This is a genomic window from Achromobacter sp. 01N37, from assembly GCF_056399725.1.
Window position 1 is genome coordinate 89,938 of record NZ_JBFTRX010000011.1, and the last position, 21,815, is coordinate 111,752.

15 protein-coding genes and 1 other RNA gene are annotated in these 21,815 nt (G+C 65.9%); 12 read left to right on the plus strand and 4 right to left on the minus strand.

Annotated elements, in window-relative coordinates:
• Positions 1-282 precede the first annotated feature (282 nt).
• Entirely contained in the window at positions 283-1,872 is a 1,590-nt protein-coding gene (locus AC1DSJ_RS21545) for a hybrid sensor histidine kinase/response regulator (protein WP_346550956.1), read from the plus strand.
• Here AC1DSJ_RS21545 and AC1DSJ_RS21550 read toward each other — a convergent pair.
• From AC1DSJ_RS21550 to AC1DSJ_RS21565, 4 genes are read right to left on the minus strand one after another with little or no spacing between them, the layout of a single operon-like run.
• A complete protein-coding gene (locus tag AC1DSJ_RS21550; RefSeq protein ID WP_054422472.1) occupies positions 1,854-2,528 on the minus strand; it encodes a response regulator transcription factor in 675 nt (224 codons plus the stop codon). The genes AC1DSJ_RS21545 and AC1DSJ_RS21550 overlap by 19 nt on opposite strands.
• 7 nt (positions 2,529-2,535) lie before the next feature.
• The gene (gene acs, locus AC1DSJ_RS21555) at positions 2,536-4,491 is read right to left on the minus strand and encodes an acetate--CoA ligase (protein ID WP_441372113.1); all 1,956 of its coding nucleotides are present in this window, start codon (positions 4,489-4,491) and stop codon (positions 2,536-2,538) included.
• A gap of 18 nt (positions 4,492-4,509) precedes the next feature.
• Positions 4,510-6,186 (minus strand): cation/acetate symporter ActP, encoded by a 1,677-nt coding sequence (gene actP, locus AC1DSJ_RS21560; protein ID WP_054422471.1) that lies wholly within the window; start codon positions 6,184-6,186, stop codon positions 4,510-4,512.
• Positions 6,183-6,494, minus strand: a complete 312-nt coding sequence (locus AC1DSJ_RS21565) for a DUF485 domain-containing protein (RefSeq protein WP_427948068.1) — start codon at positions 6,492-6,494, stop codon at positions 6,183-6,185. Before AC1DSJ_RS21565 ends, actP begins: the two co-directional genes overlap by 4 nt.
• Positions 6,495-6,774: 280 nt before the next feature.
• On the opposite strand from AC1DSJ_RS21565, the gene AC1DSJ_RS21570 reads away from it, so the two are divergent.
• From AC1DSJ_RS21570 to AC1DSJ_RS21620, 11 genes are all read left to right on the plus strand, one after another.
• A complete protein-coding gene (locus tag AC1DSJ_RS21570) occupies positions 6,775-7,986 on the plus strand; it encodes an MFS transporter (protein WP_054422469.1) in 1,212 nt (403 codons plus the stop codon).
• A 106-nt stretch (positions 7,987-8,092) separates the two neighbouring features.
• On the plus strand, positions 8,093-8,248 hold the full coding sequence (locus tag AC1DSJ_RS21575) for a hypothetical protein (RefSeq protein WP_175171464.1): 156 nt from the start codon (positions 8,093-8,095) through the stop codon (positions 8,246-8,248).
• A 141-nt stretch (positions 8,249-8,389) separates the two neighbouring features.
• Positions 8,390-11,053 (plus strand): PD-(D/E)XK nuclease family protein, encoded by a 2,664-nt coding sequence (locus tag AC1DSJ_RS21580; RefSeq protein WP_441372114.1) that lies wholly within the window; start codon positions 8,390-8,392, stop codon positions 11,051-11,053.
• Between the two features lie 3 nt (positions 11,054-11,056).
• Positions 11,057-14,509: a UvrD-helicase domain-containing protein gene (locus tag AC1DSJ_RS21585; protein ID WP_476760389.1), complete on the plus strand. Its 3,453-nt coding sequence runs from the start codon at positions 11,057-11,059 to the stop codon at positions 14,507-14,509.
• Between the two features lie 469 nt (positions 14,510-14,978).
• Positions 14,979-15,076, plus strand: an RNA gene (gene ffs, locus AC1DSJ_RS21590) — signal recognition particle sRNA small type.
• A gap of 151 nt (positions 15,077-15,227) precedes the next feature.
• Positions 15,228-17,624 carry a DNA polymerase III subunit gamma/tau gene (locus AC1DSJ_RS21595; protein WP_476760390.1) on the plus strand — a complete coding sequence of 799 codons (2,397 nt, stop codon included), beginning with the start codon at positions 15,228-15,230 and terminating at the stop codon, positions 17,622-17,624.
• Between the two features lie 43 nt (positions 17,625-17,667).
• Positions 17,668-17,994 carry a YbaB/EbfC family nucleoid-associated protein gene (locus AC1DSJ_RS21600; RefSeq protein ID WP_006221090.1) on the plus strand — a complete coding sequence of 109 codons (327 nt, stop codon included), beginning with the start codon at positions 17,668-17,670 and terminating at the stop codon, positions 17,992-17,994.
• 21 nt (positions 17,995-18,015) lie between these two features.
• A complete protein-coding gene (gene recR, locus AC1DSJ_RS21605) occupies positions 18,016-18,624 on the plus strand; it encodes a recombination mediator RecR (RefSeq protein ID WP_054427963.1) in 609 nt (202 codons plus the stop codon).
• Positions 18,625-18,698: 74 nt separating this feature from the next.
• Complete coding sequence (locus tag AC1DSJ_RS21610) at positions 18,699-19,958, plus strand: CaiB/BaiF CoA transferase family protein (protein WP_441372117.1); 1,260 nt, start codon at positions 18,699-18,701, stop codon at positions 19,956-19,958.
• An 11-nt stretch (positions 19,959-19,969) separates the two neighbouring features.
• Positions 19,970-21,010 (plus strand): ABC transporter substrate-binding protein, encoded by a 1,041-nt coding sequence (locus AC1DSJ_RS21615; protein ID WP_054427961.1) that lies wholly within the window; start codon positions 19,970-19,972, stop codon positions 21,008-21,010.
• Entirely contained in the window at positions 21,003-21,812 is an 810-nt protein-coding gene (locus AC1DSJ_RS21620; protein WP_054427960.1) for an ABC transporter ATP-binding protein, read from the plus strand. The genes AC1DSJ_RS21615 and AC1DSJ_RS21620 overlap by 8 nt, the downstream gene beginning before the upstream one ends.
• The last annotated feature ends 3 nt before the right edge of the window (positions 21,813-21,815 follow it).

The window sequence follows — 21,815 nt, forward strand, 5'->3', positions numbered from 1 at the left end:
ACAGTCAAAACGACACTAACGTTTTGATATTGCAGAGAATCTTCCGGGCCAGAGTTTATCACTGCGGGCGCGGCAGTCTGAGCAGGACGCAAGTCTATCAGCAGCCGCAGCAAGCCCCAAATCAGGGCACGATTCCTGCGCCAAATTTAGGACCAGTCTGAAAATTGGGCGAAGGCCGTCCGCGTGGCCGTGCCGACGGCATAATGCCCGCAGCGCCGCCGGCCCACGATCAGAAAAACGAACCGCCCGCGGCACCCTCCCTGAACGCAGGAGACACGCGCCATGATGCTGGGCTGGCTTGCGCTTGCCTTGTTGACCTTCGCCGCGCTGGGGCTGGCCGCTGTCCGGCTGGCGCCCAGCCTGCGCGCAGGCGGCCGGGCGCCCGATGTGCTGGCCGCGCTGGAACATCTGGAGCAAGGCGTCAGCGTGGTCGATGCAAAGATGCGGCTGGTGGCATGGAACCGGCAATACCAGCGCTTCTTCGATTACCCCGAGGGGCTGCTGCGGGTGGGGCGTCCCGTGGCCGATGTCATCCGCTTCAACGCGCGGCGCGGCAAATTCGGCGCGGGGCCGGGGCTGGATATTGAAAGACTGGTTCGCAGGCGGATCGCTTTCATGCAGGCCGGGTCTGCCTACCGCCACCAGCGCACGCTGCGGTCGGGCCGGGTGGTGGAGTGGCATGGGCGGCCCTTGCCCCGTGGCGGGTATGTCACCAGCTACAGCGACATCACGGATTTCAAACGCACCGAGCGCGAGGCCGAGCTTGCGCAACGCTCGCGCACCCAGTTCCTGATGGCGGTGAGCCATGACGTGCTGCAACCCATCAACGCCGCGCGCCTGTTCGCCTCGGCCTTGCATGACGAGGACAAGCCCGAAGAGCAACGTCATCTGGCCGAGCGGATCAATACGTCACTGCGCGCGGCCGAAGAACTGTTGGACGGCCTGCTGGATATTTCCCGCTTGAATGCCGGGGCACTCAAGCCGGCGCTCAGCGACTTCGATGTGCAACCGATGTTGCGCCAGCTGGCGGACCAGTACGGCGAACTGGCGTTGCGCGCCGGCCTGCAACTGCGCCTGCATGCACGCGGCCCACTTTATATACGCAGCGATCCGCGTCTGCTGTGGCGCATGTTGCAGAACCTGCTGGCCAATGCGCTGCGCTACACCCACAGCGGCCGCATCCTRCTGTGCGCCAGACCTAGGGGTGGTGAGGTTGCGTTGCAGGTGTGGGACACGGGGCCGGGCATTCCGGCGCATCAGCTGCGCTGGATCTACGACGAGTTCCACCGCTATGAGCAGCCCTTGAGCCGCGGCGGCCGGGGCTTTGGGCTGGGCCTGTCCATCTGCCGGCGCTTTGCGATGCTGCTGGAGCACGCGCTGGATGTCCGGTCTGAAATGCATCGCGGCAGTGTGTTCTCGATTCGCGTGCCGCGCGTGCCTGCGCCCTGGTCAGGCCGGGCAGCGATGCCGCTTACGCCTTTGCCGCCGGCGTCCTTGCAAGGCTTGCGTGTGTTGTGCCTGGACAATGATCCCCATCATTTAAGCGGCTTGCAGGCCTTGCTGGAACGCTGGCAGGCCAGCGTGCTGTGTGCCACCCACTTGAACGACGCGCTGGCGCTGATGCGCCATGAACCCGATGTGCTGCTGGTTGACTATCACCTCTGTGATCGGCTGGACGGGCTGAACAGCCTGGACGTCTTGCGGGCGGCTACGCCCGGCGTGCGCGGCGCATTGTTGTCAACCGACGGCGGCGACGCCTTGAAGCACGCTGCGCGATTGCGCGGCTACCGGGTGTTGGCCAAGCCGATCAAACCGGCGTCGCTGCGCGCGTTTTTATCCGCGCAGTTGCGCGATCAGAACTTGGCGCCGTAGCGCCACGTGTTCAAGCCCAGCCGGCCCGCAATCAACACCGCCTGCGTGCGGTTGGTGACGCCGAGCTTGCGCATGATGGAAGTCATGTGCGCTTTGATGGTGGCTTCAGACACGCGCAGCTCGTGGGCGATCTGCTTGTTCAACAAGCCCGCACCCACCATTTGCAGCACACGGAACTGCTGCGGCGTCAGTTCCCGCACGCTGGCCGCCAATGACTTTTCCGGCGAAGGCGCGGCGGTTGTGCGGGCTGGCCCGGTGGCGCCGTAGCCGGTCTCGGGCTGCCAGGTGCCGCCGTCCAGCACATGCAACAGCGCCGTGCCCAAGGTATCGGCATCGGAAGATTTCGGGATGAAGCCCATCACGCCATGCGCCAGCGCCCGGCGTATCAAGAGCGGATCTTCATGCGCCGATACGATGACGATCGGCAGTTGCGGCTGCTGGCCGCGCAGATGAATCAGCGGGCCCAGGCCGGACGACCCGGGCATGTCCAGATCCAGCAGCAGCAGGTCGGCATCGGGGCAGGAGTCGACCAGATCGTAAAGCGCGCTGATCTGGTCGGCTTCATGGATGACGGCGCCGGGCATCACCCGATCAATCACCCCTCGCAGGGCGTCGCGGAACAGCGGGTGATCGTCGGCAATAAGCAGAACAGGCATCGGGCGATCATGCCACACGCCGTTCGCGCACCAGCGCTTGCACGACGGACGGATCAGCCAGCGTCGTGATGTCGCCCAAGTCGTCGATGGTGTTCTCGGCGATCTTGCGCAGAATGCGCCGCATGATCTTGCCCGAGCGCGTCTTGGGCAGGCTGGGCGCCCATTGCAGATGGTCGGGCGTGGCGATGGGCCCGATCTCGCGGCGCACGTGCGCCACCAGTTCCTGGCGCAAGCTGTCAGACTGCGACGTGCCGGTTTTCAACGTGACATACACGTAGATGCCCTGGCCCTTGATGTCGTGCGCGAACCCCACGACTGCCGCTTCCGCTACCTTCGGATGCGACACCAGCCCGCTTTCCAATTCGGCCGTGCCGATGCGGTGGCCGCTGACGTTCAACACATCGTCCACGCGGCCGGTGATCCAGTAGTCGCCGTCTTCATCGCGGCGGCAGCTGTCGCCGGTGAAGTACATGCCGGGATAGTCCTTGAAGCAGCCCTGGATGTAGCGCTGCTCGTCGCCATACACCGACCGCGCCTGCCCGGGCCACGAACCGCGGATGAACAGGTTGCCTTCGCCCGGCCCTTGAATCACCGTGCCGGTTTTCACATCGACCAACTCGGGCTGGATGCCGAAGAACGGCATGCTGGCCGCGCCCGGCTTGCACGCCTTGGCGCCTGGCAACGGTGAAATCAGGATGCCGCCGGTTTCCGTCTGCCACCAGGTATCGACGATGGGGCAGCGGCCTTCGCCCACCACGTCGTGATACCAGCGCCACGCTTCGGGGTTGATGGGTTCGCCCACGCTGCCCAGCAAGCGCAACGACTCGCGCGACGTGCGCCGTACGGGCTCGGCGCCTTCGCGCATCAGCGCGCGGATGGCGGTGGGGGCGGTGTAGAAGATGGTGACCTGATGTTTGTCGATCACTTGCCAGAAGCGCGAGGCGTCCGGGTAGCTGGGCACGCCTTCGAACATCAACGACGTGGCGCCGTTGGCCAGCGGCCCATACACCAGATAGCTGTGGCCGGTGATCCAGCCCACGTCGGCCGTGCACCAGAACACGTCGCTGTCGCGGATGTCGAAAATGGCGGCGTGCGTATAGGACGCATACACCAGGTAGCCGCCCGTCGTGTGCAGCATGCCCTTGGGCTTGCCGGTGCTGCCTGATGTGTACAGGATGAAGAGCGGGTCTTCGGCGTTCATGCGTTCGGGAATGCACTCGTCCGGCTCGCGGTCCATCAGTCGGTCGAGCCAGTAATCGCGTTCGGCCTTCATCGGGACGGATGCGCCCGTGTGCTTCACGACCAGCACCGTGCGCACGCCTTCCATGCCCGGCATGTCGAGCGCGGCGTCCACGTTGGCCTTCAAGGGAATCGGGCGGCCCGCGCGGCGGCCTTCGTCGGCGGTGATGATGGCTTTGGCGCCGCAGTTGCGCACGCGGTCGGCAATGGAAGCGGGCGCGAATCCGCCGAACACCACGTTGTGCACGGCGCCGATGCGCGCGCAGGCCAGCATCGCGGCAACGGTCTCGACAATCATGGGCAGGTAGATCGTGACGCGGTCGCCCCGGCCGATGCCCAGCCGGCGCAGCGCGTTGCCCATTTTGCAGACCTTGGCGTGCAGCGCGCGGTACGTGATGCGTTGGGCGGGCTCGTCAGGGTCGTCAGACTCCCAGATCAGCGCGGCCTTGTCGCCGCGTTTTTCCAGATGCCGATCCAGGCAATTCACGCTGACATTCAATTCGCCATCGGCATACCAGCGGATGCGGAAGTCGTCAGCATCAAGGTTGACGTCGCGAATTTGAGTGGGGTTGCGATACCACTGCACGCGCTGTGCGGCATTCGCCCAGAAGGCATCGGGATCGGCGAGCGACGCGGCATAGCACGCGCGGTATTGATCCTGCGTCACCGTGTCCGGCCCGGCAAAGCCCTGAGGCACGGGATAGAAATCGCGGATGGGTTCCATGGTGGCTCCTGTGTGGGGTTAATGGGCGACGGCGGTGGTGGCGCCGATGCCCGTCTGGCTGCGGACGGTCAGGGCGTCAAATGCCGCGGCTTCCTGCTGAGCGCGTGGGCTGTGGTCCAGCTTGGAGAACAGCCAGATCGAGAAGAAGGCAAGCGGGATGGACAGGATTCCCGGGTTGGGAAACGGCGTGATGGGGGTGGCGAAGCCGAACACGTCCACCCACACGGTCGTGCTCAACACGACCCAGATCGTGGCCGAGGCCAAGCCAAGAAAGCCGCCGATGGTGGCGCCGCGCGTGGTGCAGCCGCGCCATGAAATCGACAGCACCAGCACGGGGAAGTTGGCGCTGGCGGCAATGGCGAAGGCCAGTCCCACCATGAAGGCCACGTTCTGGTTTTCGAACACGATGCCCAGCAGAATGGCCAGGATGCCCAGCGCGATGGTGGACAAGCGCGATATACGCATTTGCTGGTGTTCGGTGGCGCGGCCACGGGCGATGACGTTGGCGTACAGGTCATGCGAGATGGCCGCCGCGCCCGCCAGCGCCAGCCCCGCCACCACCGCGACGATGGTGGCGAAGGTGACGGCCGCGAGGAAGCCCAGCAACAGGTTGCCGCCCACGGCGTTGGCCAGATGCACGGCCACCATGTTGGTGCCGCCGATCAGGCTTTTCATCATGTCGAAGCTGCCGTCCGCGCCCGTCACGTAATACTCAGGATGCCGCACCAGCAATGCCACGGCGCCAAAGCCGATGATGAAGGTGAGCAGATAGAAGTAGCCGATGAAGGAACTGGCGTAGATGACCGACTTGCGCGCTTCCTTGGCGTTGGACACGGTGAAAAAGCGCATCAGGATGTGCGGCAGCCCGGCGGTGCCGAACGCCAGCGCGATGCCCAGCGACAAGGCATTGAGCGGATTGCTGCTGACTTCCGCGCCCGGCGCCAACAGTTCCATGCCCGACGGATGCACACGCGCGGCTTCGGCCAACAGCGCGTCGGGGCTGTATTCAAAGGCGGCCATCACCAGCACCGTCATCAGCGTGGCGCCAAACAGCATCAGCACGGCCTTGATGATCTGCACCCAGGTCGTGGCCGTCATGCCGCCAAAGGCGACGTAGATCATCATCAGCGAGCCCACGATCAGCACGGCGATGTTGTAGTCCAGCCCGAACAGCAGCACGATGAGCTTGCCCGCGCCCACCATCTGCGCGATCAGGTAGAGCGCGATGATCAGCAACGACGCGCTGGCGGCCAGCACGCGCATTGGCGTCTGCGCCAGCCGGAACGACGTCACGTCCGCAAAGTTGTAGCGGCCCAGATTGCGCAGGCGTTCGGCAATCAGGAACATCACGACCGGCCAGCCGAACAGAAAGCCGATGGCGTAGATCATGCCGTCAAAGCCGCTGACATAGACCATGCCCGCGATGCCCAGGAACGAGGCTGCGGAAAGATAGTCGCCCGCAATGGCCAGGCCGTTTTGAAAGCCCGACAAGCCGCCGCCCGCTGTGTAGAAGTCAGAGGTGGTGTGCGTGCGCTTGGCCGCCCAGTAGGTGATGCCCATGGTGCCCGCAATGAACACCAGGAACATGACGATGGCGGAGGTGCTGGTTTGCGCGTTCGTGGCGGCGCGCGCGGCGCCTGCCAGCGCACAGCCCAGCACGAAGATCAATGCGGCGCCCAGTTTTTTGTTTTTCATGACACGTCCTTGATGATGGCGGCCAGCAGGGGGTCGAAGACGGTGTTGGAGATATGGACGTAGGCCGAGATCAGCACCACGGCGCTGCACACGACGAGCGTGCCGGTCAGCACGCCGATGCTCATCGTCATGCCCGGCATGGGGCGTGCGAAGAAGACCGGGTCGAATGCAAGGGTCAGGATGAAGCCCGCGTAGATGACGCTGGCGATGGCGAAGAACAGCAGGCTGGTCCGGCTGCGGCGGCGCAGTAATTCCTGATATTTGGGATGCCGGAGGACGGCGGCGGCTGTGGTGTCGGGGGAGGGCATGTGGGGTCTCCTTGTTGTTATTGCCGGACGGCATGCAAGTCCGGGGCGGCCCGCTCGGTGATGCCCGGCGGGCCTCTGCCCAATATAGAGACGCATCGCTTCGCCGGACACACGACCTTAGTCGTAGGGGTACGCCCTAGGGATCAGGGGCGCACGCCGTCGGAAATGTGGGATGCGCCAGCATGGCTATTGCCGGTTCGCCCAAGGCGATTTGTATAAGATGTCGAAAGCTGTCCCGAGGAGGGGACACAGACCCACACAACAACGAGACACGGGTTTCATGTCTAGCCAAACCGATTCGATTTCCACGCGCACCCTCATCCTGGGCACTCTGGTGGTGCTGCTTGCCATGGGCGTGCGCGCCACTTTTGGTCTTTTCATGCAGCCGATGGGCCTGGCGCATGGCTGGGGCCGCGACGTCTTTTCCATGGCGTTCGCCTTGCAGAACCTGGTCTGGGGCGTGGCCTGTATCTTCATGGGCATTCTGGCCGACCGCTACGGCTCGGGCCGCACGATCGCGCTGGGTGCGGTGCTGTACATGCTGGGCATGATCGGCACGCGCTTCGCCACCGACGAAACCACGCTGTACCTGACTGCGGGCGTGCTGGTCGGGCTGGGGCAGGCGGGCACCACGTTCCCGGTGATCTTGCCGGTGGTGGCGCGCGCGGTGCCGCCGGCCTACCGCAGCACCGCGATGGGCATCGCCAGCGCGGGCGGATCGTTGGGCCAGTTCGCCGTGGTGCCAACCGGCCAGGCGCTGATCACTGGCATGGATTGGCCGGGCGCGTTGTGGGTGCTGTCACTGTTCGTGGCCTGCGCCGCGCCGCTGGCCTACTTCCTGCGGGGCCGTCCGCATGCGCAGTCGGGGCCGCAACAGTCGCTGGCTTCGGCCGTGCGGCAAGCGGTGCGCCATCCGTCGTTTCACTTTCTGTTCTGGAGCTACTTCGTCTGCGGCTTCCACACCGCCTTCATCACCTTGCACTTGCCGGCCTACGTCACCGATGGCGGCCTGACGCCGGGGCAGGGCGCAACCGCCGTGGCGCTGATCGGGCTGTTCAACGTGGTGGGGTCGTTCTACGCGGGCAAGCTGGGCGGCAAGCACAGCAAGAAGCGGCTGTTGGCGCTGGTCTACTTCATGCGCGCCTTCGGCATTTTGCTATTGCTGGCGATGCCATTGTCGGCCTGGGTGCTGTACGCGTTTGCGGCGTGGATGGGGCTGTTCTGGCTGGGCACGGTGCCGCTGACGCAAGGGCTGATCGGGCAGATCTACGGCCTGCGCTACGCGGCCACGCTGTCGGGCATTGTGTTCCTGGGCCATCAGCTGGGCAGCTTCACCGGCGTCTGGCTGGGCGGCTATGCCTACGCCAAGACGGGCAATTACGACATGGTCTGGTGGCTGGGCGTGGCGCTTGCCGTCATCGCTGCGCTGCTGTGCCTGCCGGTGCGCGAACAGCCGGTGACGCCGGTTGAACCCCGGCCGGCGTCGGCTTGACGTTGCTTTGACGTGCCCTGCCGTTGTCCTGACTTTGCCCCGACCTTGTCTTGATGTGAACCCGACTACGAATGCGCCAAAAATGTCACACGGAGAGCGATCAATAATGTCAGCGCCCCCTTCCACCGTTCGACGCCACCGCGGCTGGCGCGCCGTGGGCATGCTGGCGCTGGCCGCCGTGCTGGGCTTGGCGTTCTGGGGTTACACCACGCCCCAGATGCAGATCCATTGGGAAAACCTGGCGGCGCTCTGCGGCTTCTAGCTGGTTTTTCAGCGTTTTATCCCGCCTCGGCTCGCGGTATCCTACGACGGAGTTTTCTCCGTCGTTTTTCGTTTTCCCCGCCGCCACCCCGCGCGCGATTTTTTTCCCCGCCCGCCACCCGCGCGCGATTTTTGGATGCCCATGCAGGACGCATCGTTTTCCTATCCCTCTTTGTCGTTGCCCGCCATCGGCGCCATGCCCGCCGCAGACACGCTGGTGCTGACGGTAAACAACCGCCTGTCGCGCCGGCTCACGCTGGAACTGGCGGGGCTGCTGCGCCAGGAACGCCAGGTCAGCGAACTGCCGCGCATTCTGCCGCTGTCGGCGTGGCTGGCGGAGTCCGCCAACGAACTGGCGTTTGAAACCGACGACGACGTTCCCGCCTACCGGCTGGACAGTTTCGCCACGCAATTGGTGTGGACGCAAGCCATCCGCGCCGAAGAAGCCGAACGCGTGCTGCTGGACGCCAGCCAGGCGGCGCGGCTGTCCATGGACGCCGACCTGTTGATGGACGAATGGAATTTGCACGTGCCGTCTGGCGCGGACACGGACGAATACCGCGGCTTTGCCCGCTGGCGCGAGCGCTATCGCGAAACGCTGGCCAGCATTGATGCCGAAGATGCGAACCAGGGCTATGCGCGCGTGTTGCGCGCGCTGGAAGATGGCCGGCTGGCCACGCCCGCGCAACTCGTGCTGGCTGGTTTCACGGATGTGTCGCCGCGTTTTCAGCGCCTGCTGCACGCCTTTGAAGCGCAAGGCACTGCGGTTGCGCAATGGCGCGATGCCCAGCGGGTGGAAACCGTGGCGCGGCGGTTCGAGGCCGCAGACCAGGGCGCGGAATGGCGCGCCGCGGCGGCGTGGGCGGCCAGCCAATTGAAGGCGTATCCGCATGGCCGCTACGCCATCGTGTCGCCGCAACTGGAAGCTGAATCACCCTTCGCGCGGCGCGTGTTGAGTCAGGCGTTGGCAGGCCGCGATGGCGCGCCGGCGTATGCCTTTAACGTGGCCGTGGGCCGCCCGCTGAATGAATGGCCGATGGCGCGCGCCGCGCTGGCGTGGCTGCGGGCGCTGGCTGAATGCGCTGATGGCAAAGGCTGCGGCGTGGACGTGCTGGGTGCGGCGCTACTGGCTGGCCATTGCGCTAGCGACGTGCGCGACCGCGCGCGGTTGGCGGCTATCGACGCGCGCTGGCGCCGTCAGGCCGTGCAGCATGTTGGCCCGCAAGCATGGAAGAAGTTGCTGGCCGACACGCCAGCGTTGGCGCAGGCCTGGAACCAGGCCATGGAAATCTGGACGCAAGGCGGCCGCCAAGCCACCTGCGACGTCTGGATGTTGCGCATGAAGGCCGCGCTGATGGCGCTGGGTTTCCCCGGCGAAGGCGTGCTGGACAGCGTGGGCTACCAAGTCATGGGCGCATTGGGCGACGCGCTGGGCAGCTTTTCGGCGCTGGCGCCTGCGGCCGGCCGGTTGGGCGGCGTGGCCGCAGTGAACCTGCTGCAAAGCGTGGCGCGGTCGGCCTCGTTCCAGCCGCAACGCGACCCCTTGGCGCGGCTGGACGTGCTGGGTCTGCTGGAAGCCGAAGGCGGTTCTTGGGATGGCGTGTGGATGCTGGGCCTGACGGACGACGTTTTGCCCGCGTCCCCCAAGCCGAATCCGCTGTTGCCGCTGGCGGTGCTGCGTCTGGCCAAGGCCCCGCGCGCAACGCCCGAACGCGAACGCGAATGGGCCGAAGGCATGTATGCCGCGCTGTGCCGTTGCGCGCCCGACATCATCGTCAGCCATGCCCATATGGATGGCGAGCGCGAACTGCGCCCGTCACCGTTGATCGCGGCTGCCGTGCTAACAGACTTCACGCCGGCCGCAGCCGAGCTTGCTGCCGCCTTGCCGCAAGAATCTTTGGAAGACAACCAAGGCCCGCCGCTTGCGCCGGGCAATCGTGGGGGCGGCGGCCTGGACGTGCTGGACACGCAGGCGCGCAATCCCTTGTGGGCATTCGTGCGGCACCGCTTGGGCGGACGCGAGCTTGCGCCGTATGCGGACAGCGCCACGGTGAACGTGCGCGGCCAGTTCCTGCATAAAGCGTTGGAGCTGGTGTGGGGCATGATGCCCGATCAGGAAACGCTGCACGAGGTCATGGCCACGGGCCGTTTGCCCGCTTTGCTGGAGCAGGCCGTGGCGCAAGCCGCGGACGAAGAACTCAAAGATTACGCACCCGCGTTGAAGGCGTTGGAATGCCAGCGGGCGCGTGCCGTGCTGGCGTCGTGGCTCGACATGGAGGCGCAGCGCCTGCCCTTCGCCGTTGCCCAGGTCGAAAAGAATCATCAGTGGCAGCGCGGCGCGCTGAACCTGAAGCTGCGGCTTGACCGTATCGATAGCTTGGCCGACGGGCGCAACGTCATCGTTGACTACAAAACGGGCGTGGCCGCCGCCAAGCCCGAACCTGATTGGTCGCGCAGCCGTCCGGTGAACGTGCAGTTGCCGTTCTATGCGTCGGTGTTGGCGGACGCCGCGGGCGGCGAGGTGGCCGGCCTGGTGCTGGCGCAGATTCACGCGCGGCAAGTCGCTGCGCAAGGCCTGGCCGACGAAGACTTGGGCGTGCCGGGCGTCACCCTCGCCAGCGACAGCAAGTATTTCGATGGCCTGTCCTGGCCAGACATCCGGCAACGCTGGCGCGTGGCCATCGAGGCCCTGGCCGATGAGTACGTGGCGGGGGTGGCGGCCAATGTGGCCTACCGCCGCGACGATTTGAAATACTGCGATGCATTGCCGTTCTTGCGTTTGCATCTTGACGACGAGGACGCCTAAGCCATGGCCGACATTGAACGCCTGCCACAGGATCACGCCGCACGCACCGACGCGCTGGACCCGACCCGCTCGTTTCTCGTGCAAGCGCCGGCCGGCTCCGGCAAGACCGAGCTGCTGACCGACCGCATTCTGGCGCTGCTGGCTACCGTGAACCGGCCCGAAGAAATCGTCGCCATCACGTTCACCCGCAAGGCCGCGTCCGAAATGCATGCGCGCGTGCTGAGCAAACTGCGCCGCGGGCTGGACACGCCGCCCGAAGCCATGCACGAACGCCGCAGCTGGGAGCTTGCGCGCGCTGCGTTGGCGCGCAACGAGGCGCAGGGCTGGCACCTGCTGGACCACCCGGCGCGTTTGGCGATTCGCACCATCGATTCGTTCTGCGCGGGGCTGGTGCGCAGCATGCCCTGGCTGTCTGAACTGGGCGGCATGCCCGAGATTACCGACGATGCGCGCGCGCACTATGAAGCCGCCGCGCGCGCCACGCTGGATCTGGCCGACGATTACGAAGCCGTGCGCATCCTGCTCCAGCATCTGGACGTAGACGTGCAGGCAGCCAAGGACGCCATTGCCGACATGCTCGGCCAGCGCGACCAATGGCTGCCGCTGTTGCGCCACGGTTCTGATCGCGCGGGCATGGAAGCCATGCTGGCTGAAGCCATCGGCGAAGACCTGGACGCGCTTTGCGACGCCATGCCGTATGGCTGGGCCGAAGCGCTGTGCGGCCCCGCTCGTCTTGCCGCAGCGCAATTGCAGGACGGCGAAGATGACAACAAGCTGCTGGCGCTGCTGGACTGGACGGACGAACTGCCGCCTGACGCTGACGTGCTGGACCAGTGGCGCGCCGTGGCGCATCTGCTGCTGACCGGCACGGGCACCTTGCGCAAGACGGTCAACAAGAACCTGGGCTTTCCGGCCAAGTGCGCGCACAAGGAACCCTTTGTGGCGTGGCTGGAAGCCGCCGACGCGCAAGCGCCTTGGGTGCGCCGCCTGAACGCCGTGCGCGATATCCCCGACCCGCATTTCACCGATGCGCAATGGGAAGTGCTGGGCGCGCAGCTCATGACCTTGGCGCTGGCCGTGGCCCAGTTGCGTCTGCGCTTCGCTGATACCGGCGAGGTCGACTTCATTGAAATCGCGCAGCGCGCGGCCGCCGCATTGGGCAGCGCCGATGACCCGGGCGAACTGCTGCTGAAGCTGGACGCATCCATCCGCCATCTGCTGATCGACGAATTCCAGGACACCAGCCAGACGCAGCTGGACTTGCTGCGTACGCTGACGTCGGGCTGGCAGGCGGGCGACGGCCGCAGCCTGTTCCTGGTGGGCGACCCGATGCAATCCATCTACCGCTTCCGCAAAGCCGAGGTGGGGCTGTTCCTGGAAGTGGCCGACATCGGCGTGGGCGAGTTGACGCCCGACTTCCTGAACCTGACCGACAACTTCCGCTCGCAGGCGGGCATCGTGGACTGGGTGAACCAATCGTTCGCGGGCCTGCTGCCCAAGCGCAGCGACGCTGCGGCGGGAGCGATCACGTACAGCCCGTCCACCGCCTTTCACGATGCGCTGCCGGACCCGGCTGTGCGCTTTCACCCCGCGTGGTCACGCGCGGGCGCGGCCCCCGCGGAAGAGCAGGCCGAAGATATCGCCGTGGCGCTGGTGCGCCAGGCGCTGATCGATCACAAGGGCGCAAAGCATCCGGTTGCGGTGCTGGTGCGCGCGCGCAGCCACCTGGGCAACCTGACGCGCCGGCTGGCGCAAGAAGGCATCCGCTGCCGTGCCGTGGACTTGGTGCCCTTGGCGCTGCGTCCGGTGGTGGCGGACCTGGTGCAACTGGTTCGGGCGCTGTCGCATCCGGCCGACCGCATGGCTTGGCTGTCGGTCTTGCGCGCGCCGTATTGCGGGCTGACGCTGACGTCCTTGCAGCGCCTGTTCGGCGATGACCACATCACGCCCGTGCCGGTGCTGCTCGAACGCGCGTTGCGCATCGTGTCGTCAACGGCGCCGGTCGCCGCCAGCACTGCGCCGCAAGGTTCCTTGTTTGATGATGCCGCGCCGGCCGCCGCCGAGTCGCCTTCTGCGCAAGCCCTCTTGAGCGCCGACGAGTTCGAACGCCTGCGCCATGTCGCGGCCATTTTGCTGGACAAGCGCAACGCCTCGGGCGCGATGCCTTTCGCAGCGTGGGTGGAGTCGCTATGGCGGCGCTTGGGCGGCCCCGCGTTGTATGCCGGCCTGTCGGTGGCGAACGATGCCGAAAGCCTGTTCCAACTGGTTGAGCGTCTGGCGCCGCACGGCGGCATCGACCCGGCCGCGCTGGACGCGGGCATCTCGCGCCTGTTCGCGTCTCCGGATGCTGCGGACGAAGACGAAGGCGCGGTCGAAATCATGACCATGCACAAGTCCAAGGGCTTGCAATTTGAAACGGTCATCTTGTATGGCCTGCATCGCGCGCCCCGGGGTGACCAGGCGCCGCTGGTGCGTTTCGAGCAAAGCGGCGGCCGCGTGCTGTTCGGCCCGGTCAAGCCGCGCGCGGAAACCGAAGCCGACCCGGTGTCGCGCTATCTGGGCGCCCGCGAAGCGCGCCGGGCGTCGTACGAAATTGACCGCCTGCTGTACGTAGCGGCCACCCGTGCGCGCAAACGCCTGCATCTGGTGGGCCACGTGTCGGTTGACGAGGCCAGCGGTCAGGTCAAGACGCCGCCATCGGCCAGCCTGCTGGGACGCTTGTGGCCGTGCCTGATCACGCCCGTGCCGCCCGCGCTGGAAGGCGAGGCCGAACCCGACGCCATTGACGGCCCTGAATGGCAAGGTGAACCCTTGCGGCGCGTGGCCAGCGACGGCTTGGCGCAACTGGCGCGCCTGTCGACCATCACCGTCAGCCCCGGTTTCGGCGCCGCCGAACGCGGCGCGTGGGGCGACGGCGGCGAGCATCCCGCCTGGCAACTCGAAGCCGGCTACGACGCCGCCATCGGCACGCTGGCGCACGCCTGGCTGGCCCGCATCGGCCAAGACGGCGTCCACACCTGGCCCGCCGACGCCCTGGCCGAACGCCTGCCCGCCATGCGCCGCCAACTGACCCGCGCCGGCATCCCCGCCAGCCAAGCCGACGCCGCCGCCGAAGCCGTACTCGAAACCCTGCAAGCCACCTTGGCGGATGATCGCGGCTTGTGGCTGCTATCCCAATCCGGCGCCCGCCGCGAATGGCCGCTCATTGACGCCGCCGGCAAGGTATCGGTCATCGACTTGGCGCTGAGCACCGAAGACGGCTGGCTGATCGTCGACTACAAAACCGGCCGCCCGCACCCAGGCGAAACCCCGGCTGCGTTCGCGGCAAKAATGCGCCAGCGTCATGGAGACCAGTTGCTGCGGTACTGCACGCAAGTGACATCGCTAGACGGCCGCAAAGCCAAAGCCGCCCTCTATTTCCCCCGAGCCAAGGCATGGATTGACCTTCAGCCATAGCGCAAAGGCGGGCCGTGTCGATCGAAGGGTAAGGCGTCGATATCAAGCACTGACGCAAGACGGATTAAGCGCGATGAACGCCCGCATGGGCGTGAAGATTTCACCGCCCCTCCCACCCCACGAAGCACAAAGCGGCGAGAGAGCAAGCCAAAGCGAAGCACAAAGCGGCGAGAGAGCAAGCCAGAGCAAAGCACAAAGCGGCGAGAGAGCAAGCCAGAGCAAAGCACAAAGCGGCGAGAAAGCAAGCCAAAGCGAAGCACAAAGCGGCGAGAAAGCAAGCCAAAGCGAAGCACAAAGCGGCGAGAAAGCAAGGCAAAGCGAAGCGAGCCAAAAATGGCAAGCGAAGCAAAGCCATCACCCCCTCCCCCTCGGGGGGAGGGCCGGGGAGGGGGCAACATACCGCCCCTTGGGGCCCGCCTGCCGGAAGGCTGGCAAGCAAGCATCGCGCAGCTCTGCTAGAATTCCGGCTGGCGGGCCCCTTCGCATGGTTCGACGGTGAACCTGGTCAGGTCGGGAACGAAGCAGCCATAGTCGTTTAGGGTCAGTGCCGGAGTAAGGCTCGCCAACCGGATTCTTCAAAGCAAAGGGTCATGAATTCAGTTCATGGCCCTTCGCTTTCAAGGGGGACGGGGTTATTTTCCAGGGATTCGTTCCGCGGGAATAAGCCCGTCCCCTTTGCATTTCAGCCAGCACGCGAAACAGGCTCTACAATCCAGCCATGACTTATCTGGTACTGGCCCGCAAGTGGCGGCCGAGATCGTTCGATACCCTTGTGGGACAGGATCACGTGGTGCGCGCGCTGACTCACGCGCTCGACACCCAACGCCTGCACCATGCCTGGTTGTTCACCGGCACCCGGGGCGTGGGCAAGACCACGCTTTCCCGCATCCTGGCCAAGTCGCTCAACTGTGAAATCGGCATCACGTCCAAGCCTTGCGGCGTCTGCCGCGCTTGTACGGAAATCGACGCCGGGCGCTTTGTCGACTACCTGGAACTGGATGCGGCCTCGAACCGCGGCGTCGAAGAAATGACGCAGTTGCTCGAACAGGCGGTGTACGCGCCGGGCGCGGGGCGCTTCAAGGTCTACATGATCGACGAAGTTCACATGCTGACCGGCCACGCTTTCAACGCCATGTTGAAGACGCTGGAAGAGCCGCCCCCTCACGTCAAATTCATCCTGGCCACCACCGATCCGCAAAAGATTCCGGTGACGGTGTTGTCGCGTTGCCTGCAATTCAATTTGAAGCAGATGCCGGCCGACTCCATTGTTGGTCACCTGCAAGCGGTGCTGGGCCAGGAAGCCGTCCCTTTTGAAGTGCCGGCCCTGCGCTTGATTGGCCAGGCGGCTCAAGGGTCCATGCGCGATGCGCTCTCCCTGACCGATCAGGCCATCGCCTATAGCGCTGGCAACATGACCGAGGACGCCGTGCGCGGCATGCTCGGCACGATTGATCAGCGCCATCTGGTGCGCCTGCTGGATGCCTTGTCCGCGGGCGACGCGAAAAGCGTGCTGGCCGTGGCCGACGAATTGTCCACGCGCGGGTTGTCCTACGCGGGGGCGCTGGCCGATCTGGCCGTGCTGTTGTCGCGCGTGGCGATCGAACAGCGTGTCACCGGCGTCACGCCGGCTGAAGACCCGCTGGCGGCTGACATTGCGCGCCTGGCGCTGAGCCTGCATCCCGACGCCGTGCAACTGTTCTATTCCGTGGCGGTGCATAGCCGCAGCGAATTGACGTTGGCGCCTGACGAGTACGCCGGCTTCATCATGGCCTGCCTGCGCATGTTGTCGCTCAATGGCGACGCCGGCCCACAGACCGCGCTGGAAGCGCCCGCCACGCCTGCCCGCCAGACGGCGGAACCGGCGGTGGCAGTGGCAGCTCCGGCCGTCGCGGCGACTGCTGCCGCTGCGCCGGCCGCTGCCCCTGCCGTTGCTCCTGCTGTTGCTGCGAACGTACCCGCCGCAGGCGTATCTGCGGCAGGCGCACCTTCGGCAGGCGCTCAAGACACCGCCGTCGCCTCGGCAGCGGCTCCGGCTGCCGAGCTCGCGTCCGAGCCGGCCGTCGGGTCGGCCGTCGGGTCGGCTGTTACCTCGGTCATTGCACCCGTAGCAGCGCCCGCCGCCTCATCCGCTGAACCCGCTATCACCGCAACCACGGTGGGTGCCGTTCCCGCTRCGCCGGCCTCCGCCGACGTTCAGCCCGAGCCCGCCGCGACCGCAGCCCAGCCCGCCGCGACCGCAGCCCAGCCCGCCGCAAACGCAGCCCAGCCCGCCGCGACCGCAGCCCAGCCCACCGCAACCGCCGACAGCGTGCCGCCTTGGGAAGACTTGCCCGCGGATACGCCGGCCGCCGCTGCATCAGCATCCCCCGCAGCGACGCCTGGCTCCGTCCAAGCCGCGCCCGCATCCCCCGCAACGCCCGACGTCACCACCGCCAAAGCCGCAGGCTCCGCCGCGCTGGCGGTCACGCCTGCTGTCGCGGCGGTGTTGGCGACAGCGCCGGCAGACGCCGACGGCGACGGCCCGCCTTCCTGGGTCGACGAAGAAATCCCCTTCGAAGCCGAAGGCGGTTTCGTTCCGGAAAGCGGCTTCACATCCGACCCGGACGACGATGATTTTGAAACGCTGGCCAGCGCGCCTTCTGTCGCGCCGCCTGTGGCCGCCGTCCGCCGCGAAGGCGCAGCCCCGACGCGCAAGCGCGGCTCGCGCGCCCGTGTCACGGACATGACGCAAGCCGGCTGGCCCGAGTTGGCCGCGACCCTGCCCGTCACCGGCCTGGCCGCTGAACTCGCGCGGCAAAGCGAATGGGCTGGCGTGCAAGGTGACGCGATCATCCTGCGCGTGGCTGTGAAAACCCTGGCCGAAAGCGAAAGCCGGGTTCGCCTGCAAACCGTCTTGTGCGAACATTTCGGTCAGGGCATCCGGCTGGACGTGCGAGTTGGCGTCACCGGCGACGACACGGCGCATGCCGTGGCGAAAGCCGAACGCGCTGCGCGCCAGCAGGCCGCCGAAGATGCGGTGGCCGTTGATCCTTTTGTGCAAGCGTTGCTGGCCGATTTCGGGGCCCATGTCGTCCCCGACTCCATCCGCCACGTTGATCCCCCGGCCGCTGCCTGAGGCGGCGGCCCCTCTTATTCCCCTCGTTCAAGGAACATCCATCATGATGAAAGGACAACTGGCCGGCCTGATGCGCCAGGCGCAGCAGATGCAGGAAAACATGAAGAAGGCGCAAGACGCGCTGGCCGAAATCCTGGTCGAAGGCGCCTCGGGCGGCGGCCTGGTCAAGGTCACCATGACCTGCCGCCACGACGTCAAGCGCGTCGTGATCGACCCGTCGCTGCTGGGCGATGACAAAGACATGCTGGAAGACCTGGTCGCCGCTGCGTTCAACGACGCGCTGCGCAAGGCCGAAACCACGTCGCAAGAAAAGATGGCGGGCGTCACCGCCGGCATGCCGCTGCCCCCGGGCATGAAGCTGCCGTTCTGATCGACGCCGCCCTAGGCCGCAATGGACCCCTTACTGCCTGAACCCGAACCGCTGGTGTCGCTGATCGAGGCGCTGCGGCGCCTGCCCGGCGTGGGCGTTCGATCCGCCAGGCGCATGGCGTATCACCTGCTGCAGCATGACCCGCAAGGCGCGGACATGCTGGGGCAGGCGTTGGCCGGCGCTGTGCGCGATCTGAAGCACTGCGCCCGCTGCAACAGCTTTTCGGAAGACGAAGTCTGCGGAACTTGCGCCAATACCAAGCGCGACCCCTCGCTCTTGTGCATCGTTGAAACGCCCGCCGATCAGAACATGATCGAGTCCAGCCACGGCTACCGTGGCCTGTACTACGTGCTGATGGGCCGGGTCGCGCCGCTTGAAGGCATCGGCCCGCGCGAGCTGGATTTCGATCGCGTCATCAAGCGCGCTACCGACGGCGTGGTTCAGGAAGTCATCCTGGCCACCAACTTCACGGCGGAAGGCGAAACCACGGCTCACTTCCTGGGTGAAGCGCTGGGCGAACGCGGCTTGCGCGTGACGCGTCTGGCGCGTGGCGTGCCGGCCGGCAGCGAGCTGGAATATGTGGACGCCGGCACGATCGCCTGGGCGCTGATGGAGCGTAAGACGACGTAATCAAGGCAGGGCTCGCAACATCAAAAAGCCCACCGGCAACGTACCGGGGCGGCAAACTGTGAGGTAGACAAACCATGTCAGCGCTGACCGGACTCAAGGTCCTGGAACTCGGCACGCTCATCGCCGGCCCGTTCGCCGCGCGCATCTTCGGCGAATTCGGCGCCGATGTCATCAAAGTGGAAACCCCGCACGGCCCTGATGGCACGGGCGGCGGCGATCCCATCCGCAGCTGGCGCCACCTGCACGAGGGCAATTCGCTCTGGTGGACGGTACAGGCGCGCAACAAGCAATCCATCGCCCTCAATCTGAAAGACCCGCGCGCTCAGGAAATCGCCCGCAAGCTGGCGCTGGACGCCGACGTCGTGGTTGAAAACTACCGGCCCGGTGTGCTGGAAAAGTGGGGCTTGGGCTATGAGCAGCTGCGCGCCATCAACCCCGCGCTGATCATGGTGCGGCTGTCGGGCTACGGCCAGACCGGCCCCATGAAAGACCAGCCGGGCTTTGGCGCCATTGGTGAATCGATGGGTGGCCTGCGTTATGTGTCGGGCCACCCCGACCGGCCGCCGCTGCGGGTCGGCATCTCCATTGGTGATTCCATTGCCGCGCTGCACGGCGTGATCGGCGCGATGATGGCGCTGCGCCACCGCGACGCCACGGGCGGCCGCTGGAATGGCAAGTCGGGCGCCGAATGCACCGCGGGCCAAGGCCAGATGGTTGACGTGGCGCTGTACGAAGCCGTCTTCAATATGATGGAAAGCCTGGTGCCCGAATACGACGTGGCCGGCGTGGTGCGCGAACGCACCGGCGGCGCGCTGCCGGGCATCGTGCCCTCCAACACGTACACCACCCGCGATGGCCAGAACATCGTCATCGCCGGCAATGGCGACGCCATCTTCCACCGCCTGATGCGCGCCATCGGCCGCGACGACCTGGCCGAAGACCCAGAGCTGGTGCGCAACGATGGCCGCGCCCGCCGGGTCGAAAAGATCGACGGCGCCATCCAGCAATGGTGCGGCGGCCGTGGCATCGAGGACGCGTTGGGCGTGCTGAAGGCGGCGGATGTGCCCGTCGGCAAGATCTACAGCGTGGCCGACATGTTCAACGATCCGCAGTTCCTGGCGCGCCGCATGATCGAACAACATCACTTCGCCGATGGCCGTCCGGTCAAGCTTCCGGGCGTGGTTCCGAAGCTGTCCGAGACCCCTGGCCAGACGCGCTGGGTGGGGCCGGCTTTAGGGGAACATACCGAGGAAGTCCTGAAATCGCTGGGGTATGATTCAGCGGCTATTGATGAGCTGGCGAAGACCGGCGCTATCGGTAAACCCGACAATTAGGAGACAACCATATGTCAGTTACTCGCCGTGACTTGCTCAAGATGGCTGGCGCTGCCGGCGTCATGGGCATGGCGCCCGCCATCGTGCGCGCACAGAAACTTGAAAAGACCAAGGTCCAGATCGCCGTGGGCGGCAAGCCCCTGATCTATTACCTTCCGCTGTCCATCGCAGAAGCGCGCGGCTACTTCAAGGACGAAGGCCTGGAGGTCAGCATTGCTGACTTCGCCGGGGGTTCGAAGGCCTTGCAGGCGGTCGTGGGCGGCAGCGCCGACGTGGTCTCGGGCGCATTCGAACACACGCTGTCCATGCAGTCCAAGGGCCAGGCCTACCGCGCCTTTGTATTGCAAGGCCGCGCGCCGATGATCGGCGTGGGCGTGTCCAAGAAGAACCTGCCCAACTACAAGGGCCCGGCCGACCTCAAAGGCAAGAAGATCGGCGTGACCGCGCCGGGCTCGTCCACCAACATGGTGGTGAGCTTCTTCCTGGCCAAGCACGGCCTGAAGGCGTCGGACGTGTCCATCATCGGCGTGGGCGCCGGCGCAGGCGCCGTCACGGCATTGCGCAGCGGCCAGATCGACGCCATCTCCAACACTGACCCCGTGGTGTCGATGTTGGAAATGCCGGGCGACATCCAGATCATTGTCGACACGCGCACGCTGAAAGACACGCAGGACATCTTTGGCGGCAACATGCCCGCCGGCTGCCTGTACGCGCCGCAAGCCTTCATCGACGCCAATCCGAACACCACCCAGGCGCTGACCAACGCGCTGGTGCGCGCCGACAAGTGGATTCAGAAGGCCGGCCCCGACGAGATAGCCAAGATCGTGCCGGAAACCTATCTGCTGGGCGACCCGGCCGTGTACAAGGCCGCCATCGCCAAGAGCCTGGAAGGCCTGTCGCCCGACGGCATGATCCCCGAAGACGGCGCCGCCACCGCGCTGAAGGCGCTGGCCGCCTACCAGGCGGACTTCGACGGCGCGAAGATCGATCCGTCCAAGGTCTGGACCAACGATTTCGCGCGCCGCGCCAACGAGAAGTATGCCAATGGCTGAAGCCGCACTGTCGCTGGAAAATATCAGTTGCACCTTTGTTTCGCGTGACGACCGGTCGCAGCGCTACACCGCTGTCAGCGACACGACCCTGGCCATTGCGCCAGGGGAGTTCGTGTCGGTGGTGGGCCCGACCGGTTGCGGCAAGTCCACGCTGCTCAACGTGGGCGCCGGTTTGCTGGCGCCGTCCTCGGGCCAGGTGAAGGTGTTCGGGCAACCGTTGTCCGGCATCAATTCCCGCGCGGGTTACATGTTCCAGGGCGAGGCGCTCTTGCCCTGGCGCAGCGCGCTGGACAACGTGGTGGCCGGCCTGGAATTCGCAGGCGTGGCGCGGCCGGAAGCGCTGGAGCGTGGCCGCGAGTGGATGCGTCGGGTCGGCCTGGGCGGGTTCGAGCAACGTTATCCGCACCAGATGTCGGGCGGCATGCGCAAGCGCGCCATGCTGGCGCAGACGCTGATCCGCGATCCGGACATCATCCTGATGGACGAGCCGTTCTCGGCGCTCGACATCCAGACGCGCCAGCTGATGGAAAACGAGGTCCTGGAATTGTGGATGGCCAAGCGCAAGGCTGTGCTCTTCATCACGCACGACCTGGACGAAGCCATCGCCATGAGCGACCGCGTGATCGTGCTGTCGGCCGGGCCTGGCACGCATCCGATCGGCGAATTCACAATCGACCTGCCGCGTCCGCGCGACGTGGCTGAAGTGCGCGCCCATCCGCGTTTCGTCGAGCTGCACTCCGCCATCTGGGCCGTGCTGCGCGAAGAAGTGCTCAAGGGCTATGCCCAACAGAAGCGAGCCTGAGGT

Coding starts and splice junctions, on each gene's coding strand:
- AC1DSJ_RS21550 (WP_054422472.1), bottom strand. CDS start 2,528: ATGCCTGTTCTGCTTATTGCCGACGATCACCCGCTGTTCCGCGACGCC.
- acs (WP_441372113.1), bottom strand. CDS start 4,491: ATGGAACCCATCCGCGATTTCTATCCCGTGCCTCAGGGCTTTGCCGGG.
- actP (WP_054422471.1), bottom strand. CDS start 6,186: ATGAAAAACAAAAAACTGGGCGCCGCATTGATCTTCGTGCTGGGCTGT.
- AC1DSJ_RS21565 (WP_427948068.1), bottom strand. CDS start 6,494: ATGCCCTCCCCCGACACCACAGCCGCCGCCGTCCTCCGGCATCCCAAA.
- AC1DSJ_RS21570 (WP_054422469.1), top strand. CDS start 6,775: ATGTCTAGCCAAACCGATTCGATTTCCACGCGCACCCTCATCCTGGGC.
- AC1DSJ_RS21575 (WP_175171464.1), top strand. CDS start 8,093: ATGTCAGCGCCCCCTTCCACCGTTCGACGCCACCGCGGCTGGCGCGCC.
- AC1DSJ_RS21580 (WP_441372114.1), top strand. CDS start 8,390: ATGCAGGACGCATCGTTTTCCTATCCCTCTTTGTCGTTGCCCGCCATC.
- AC1DSJ_RS21600 (WP_006221090.1), top strand. CDS start 17,668: ATGATGAAAGGACAACTGGCCGGCCTGATGCGCCAGGCGCAGCAGATG.
- recR (WP_054427963.1), top strand. CDS start 18,016: ATGGACCCCTTACTGCCTGAACCCGAACCGCTGGTGTCGCTGATCGAG.
- AC1DSJ_RS21610 (WP_441372117.1), top strand. CDS start 18,699: ATGTCAGCGCTGACCGGACTCAAGGTCCTGGAACTCGGCACGCTCATC.
- AC1DSJ_RS21615 (WP_054427961.1), top strand. CDS start 19,970: ATGTCAGTTACTCGCCGTGACTTGCTCAAGATGGCTGGCGCTGCCGGC.
- AC1DSJ_RS21620 (WP_054427960.1), top strand. CDS start 21,003: ATGGCTGAAGCCGCACTGTCGCTGGAAAATATCAGTTGCACCTTTGTT.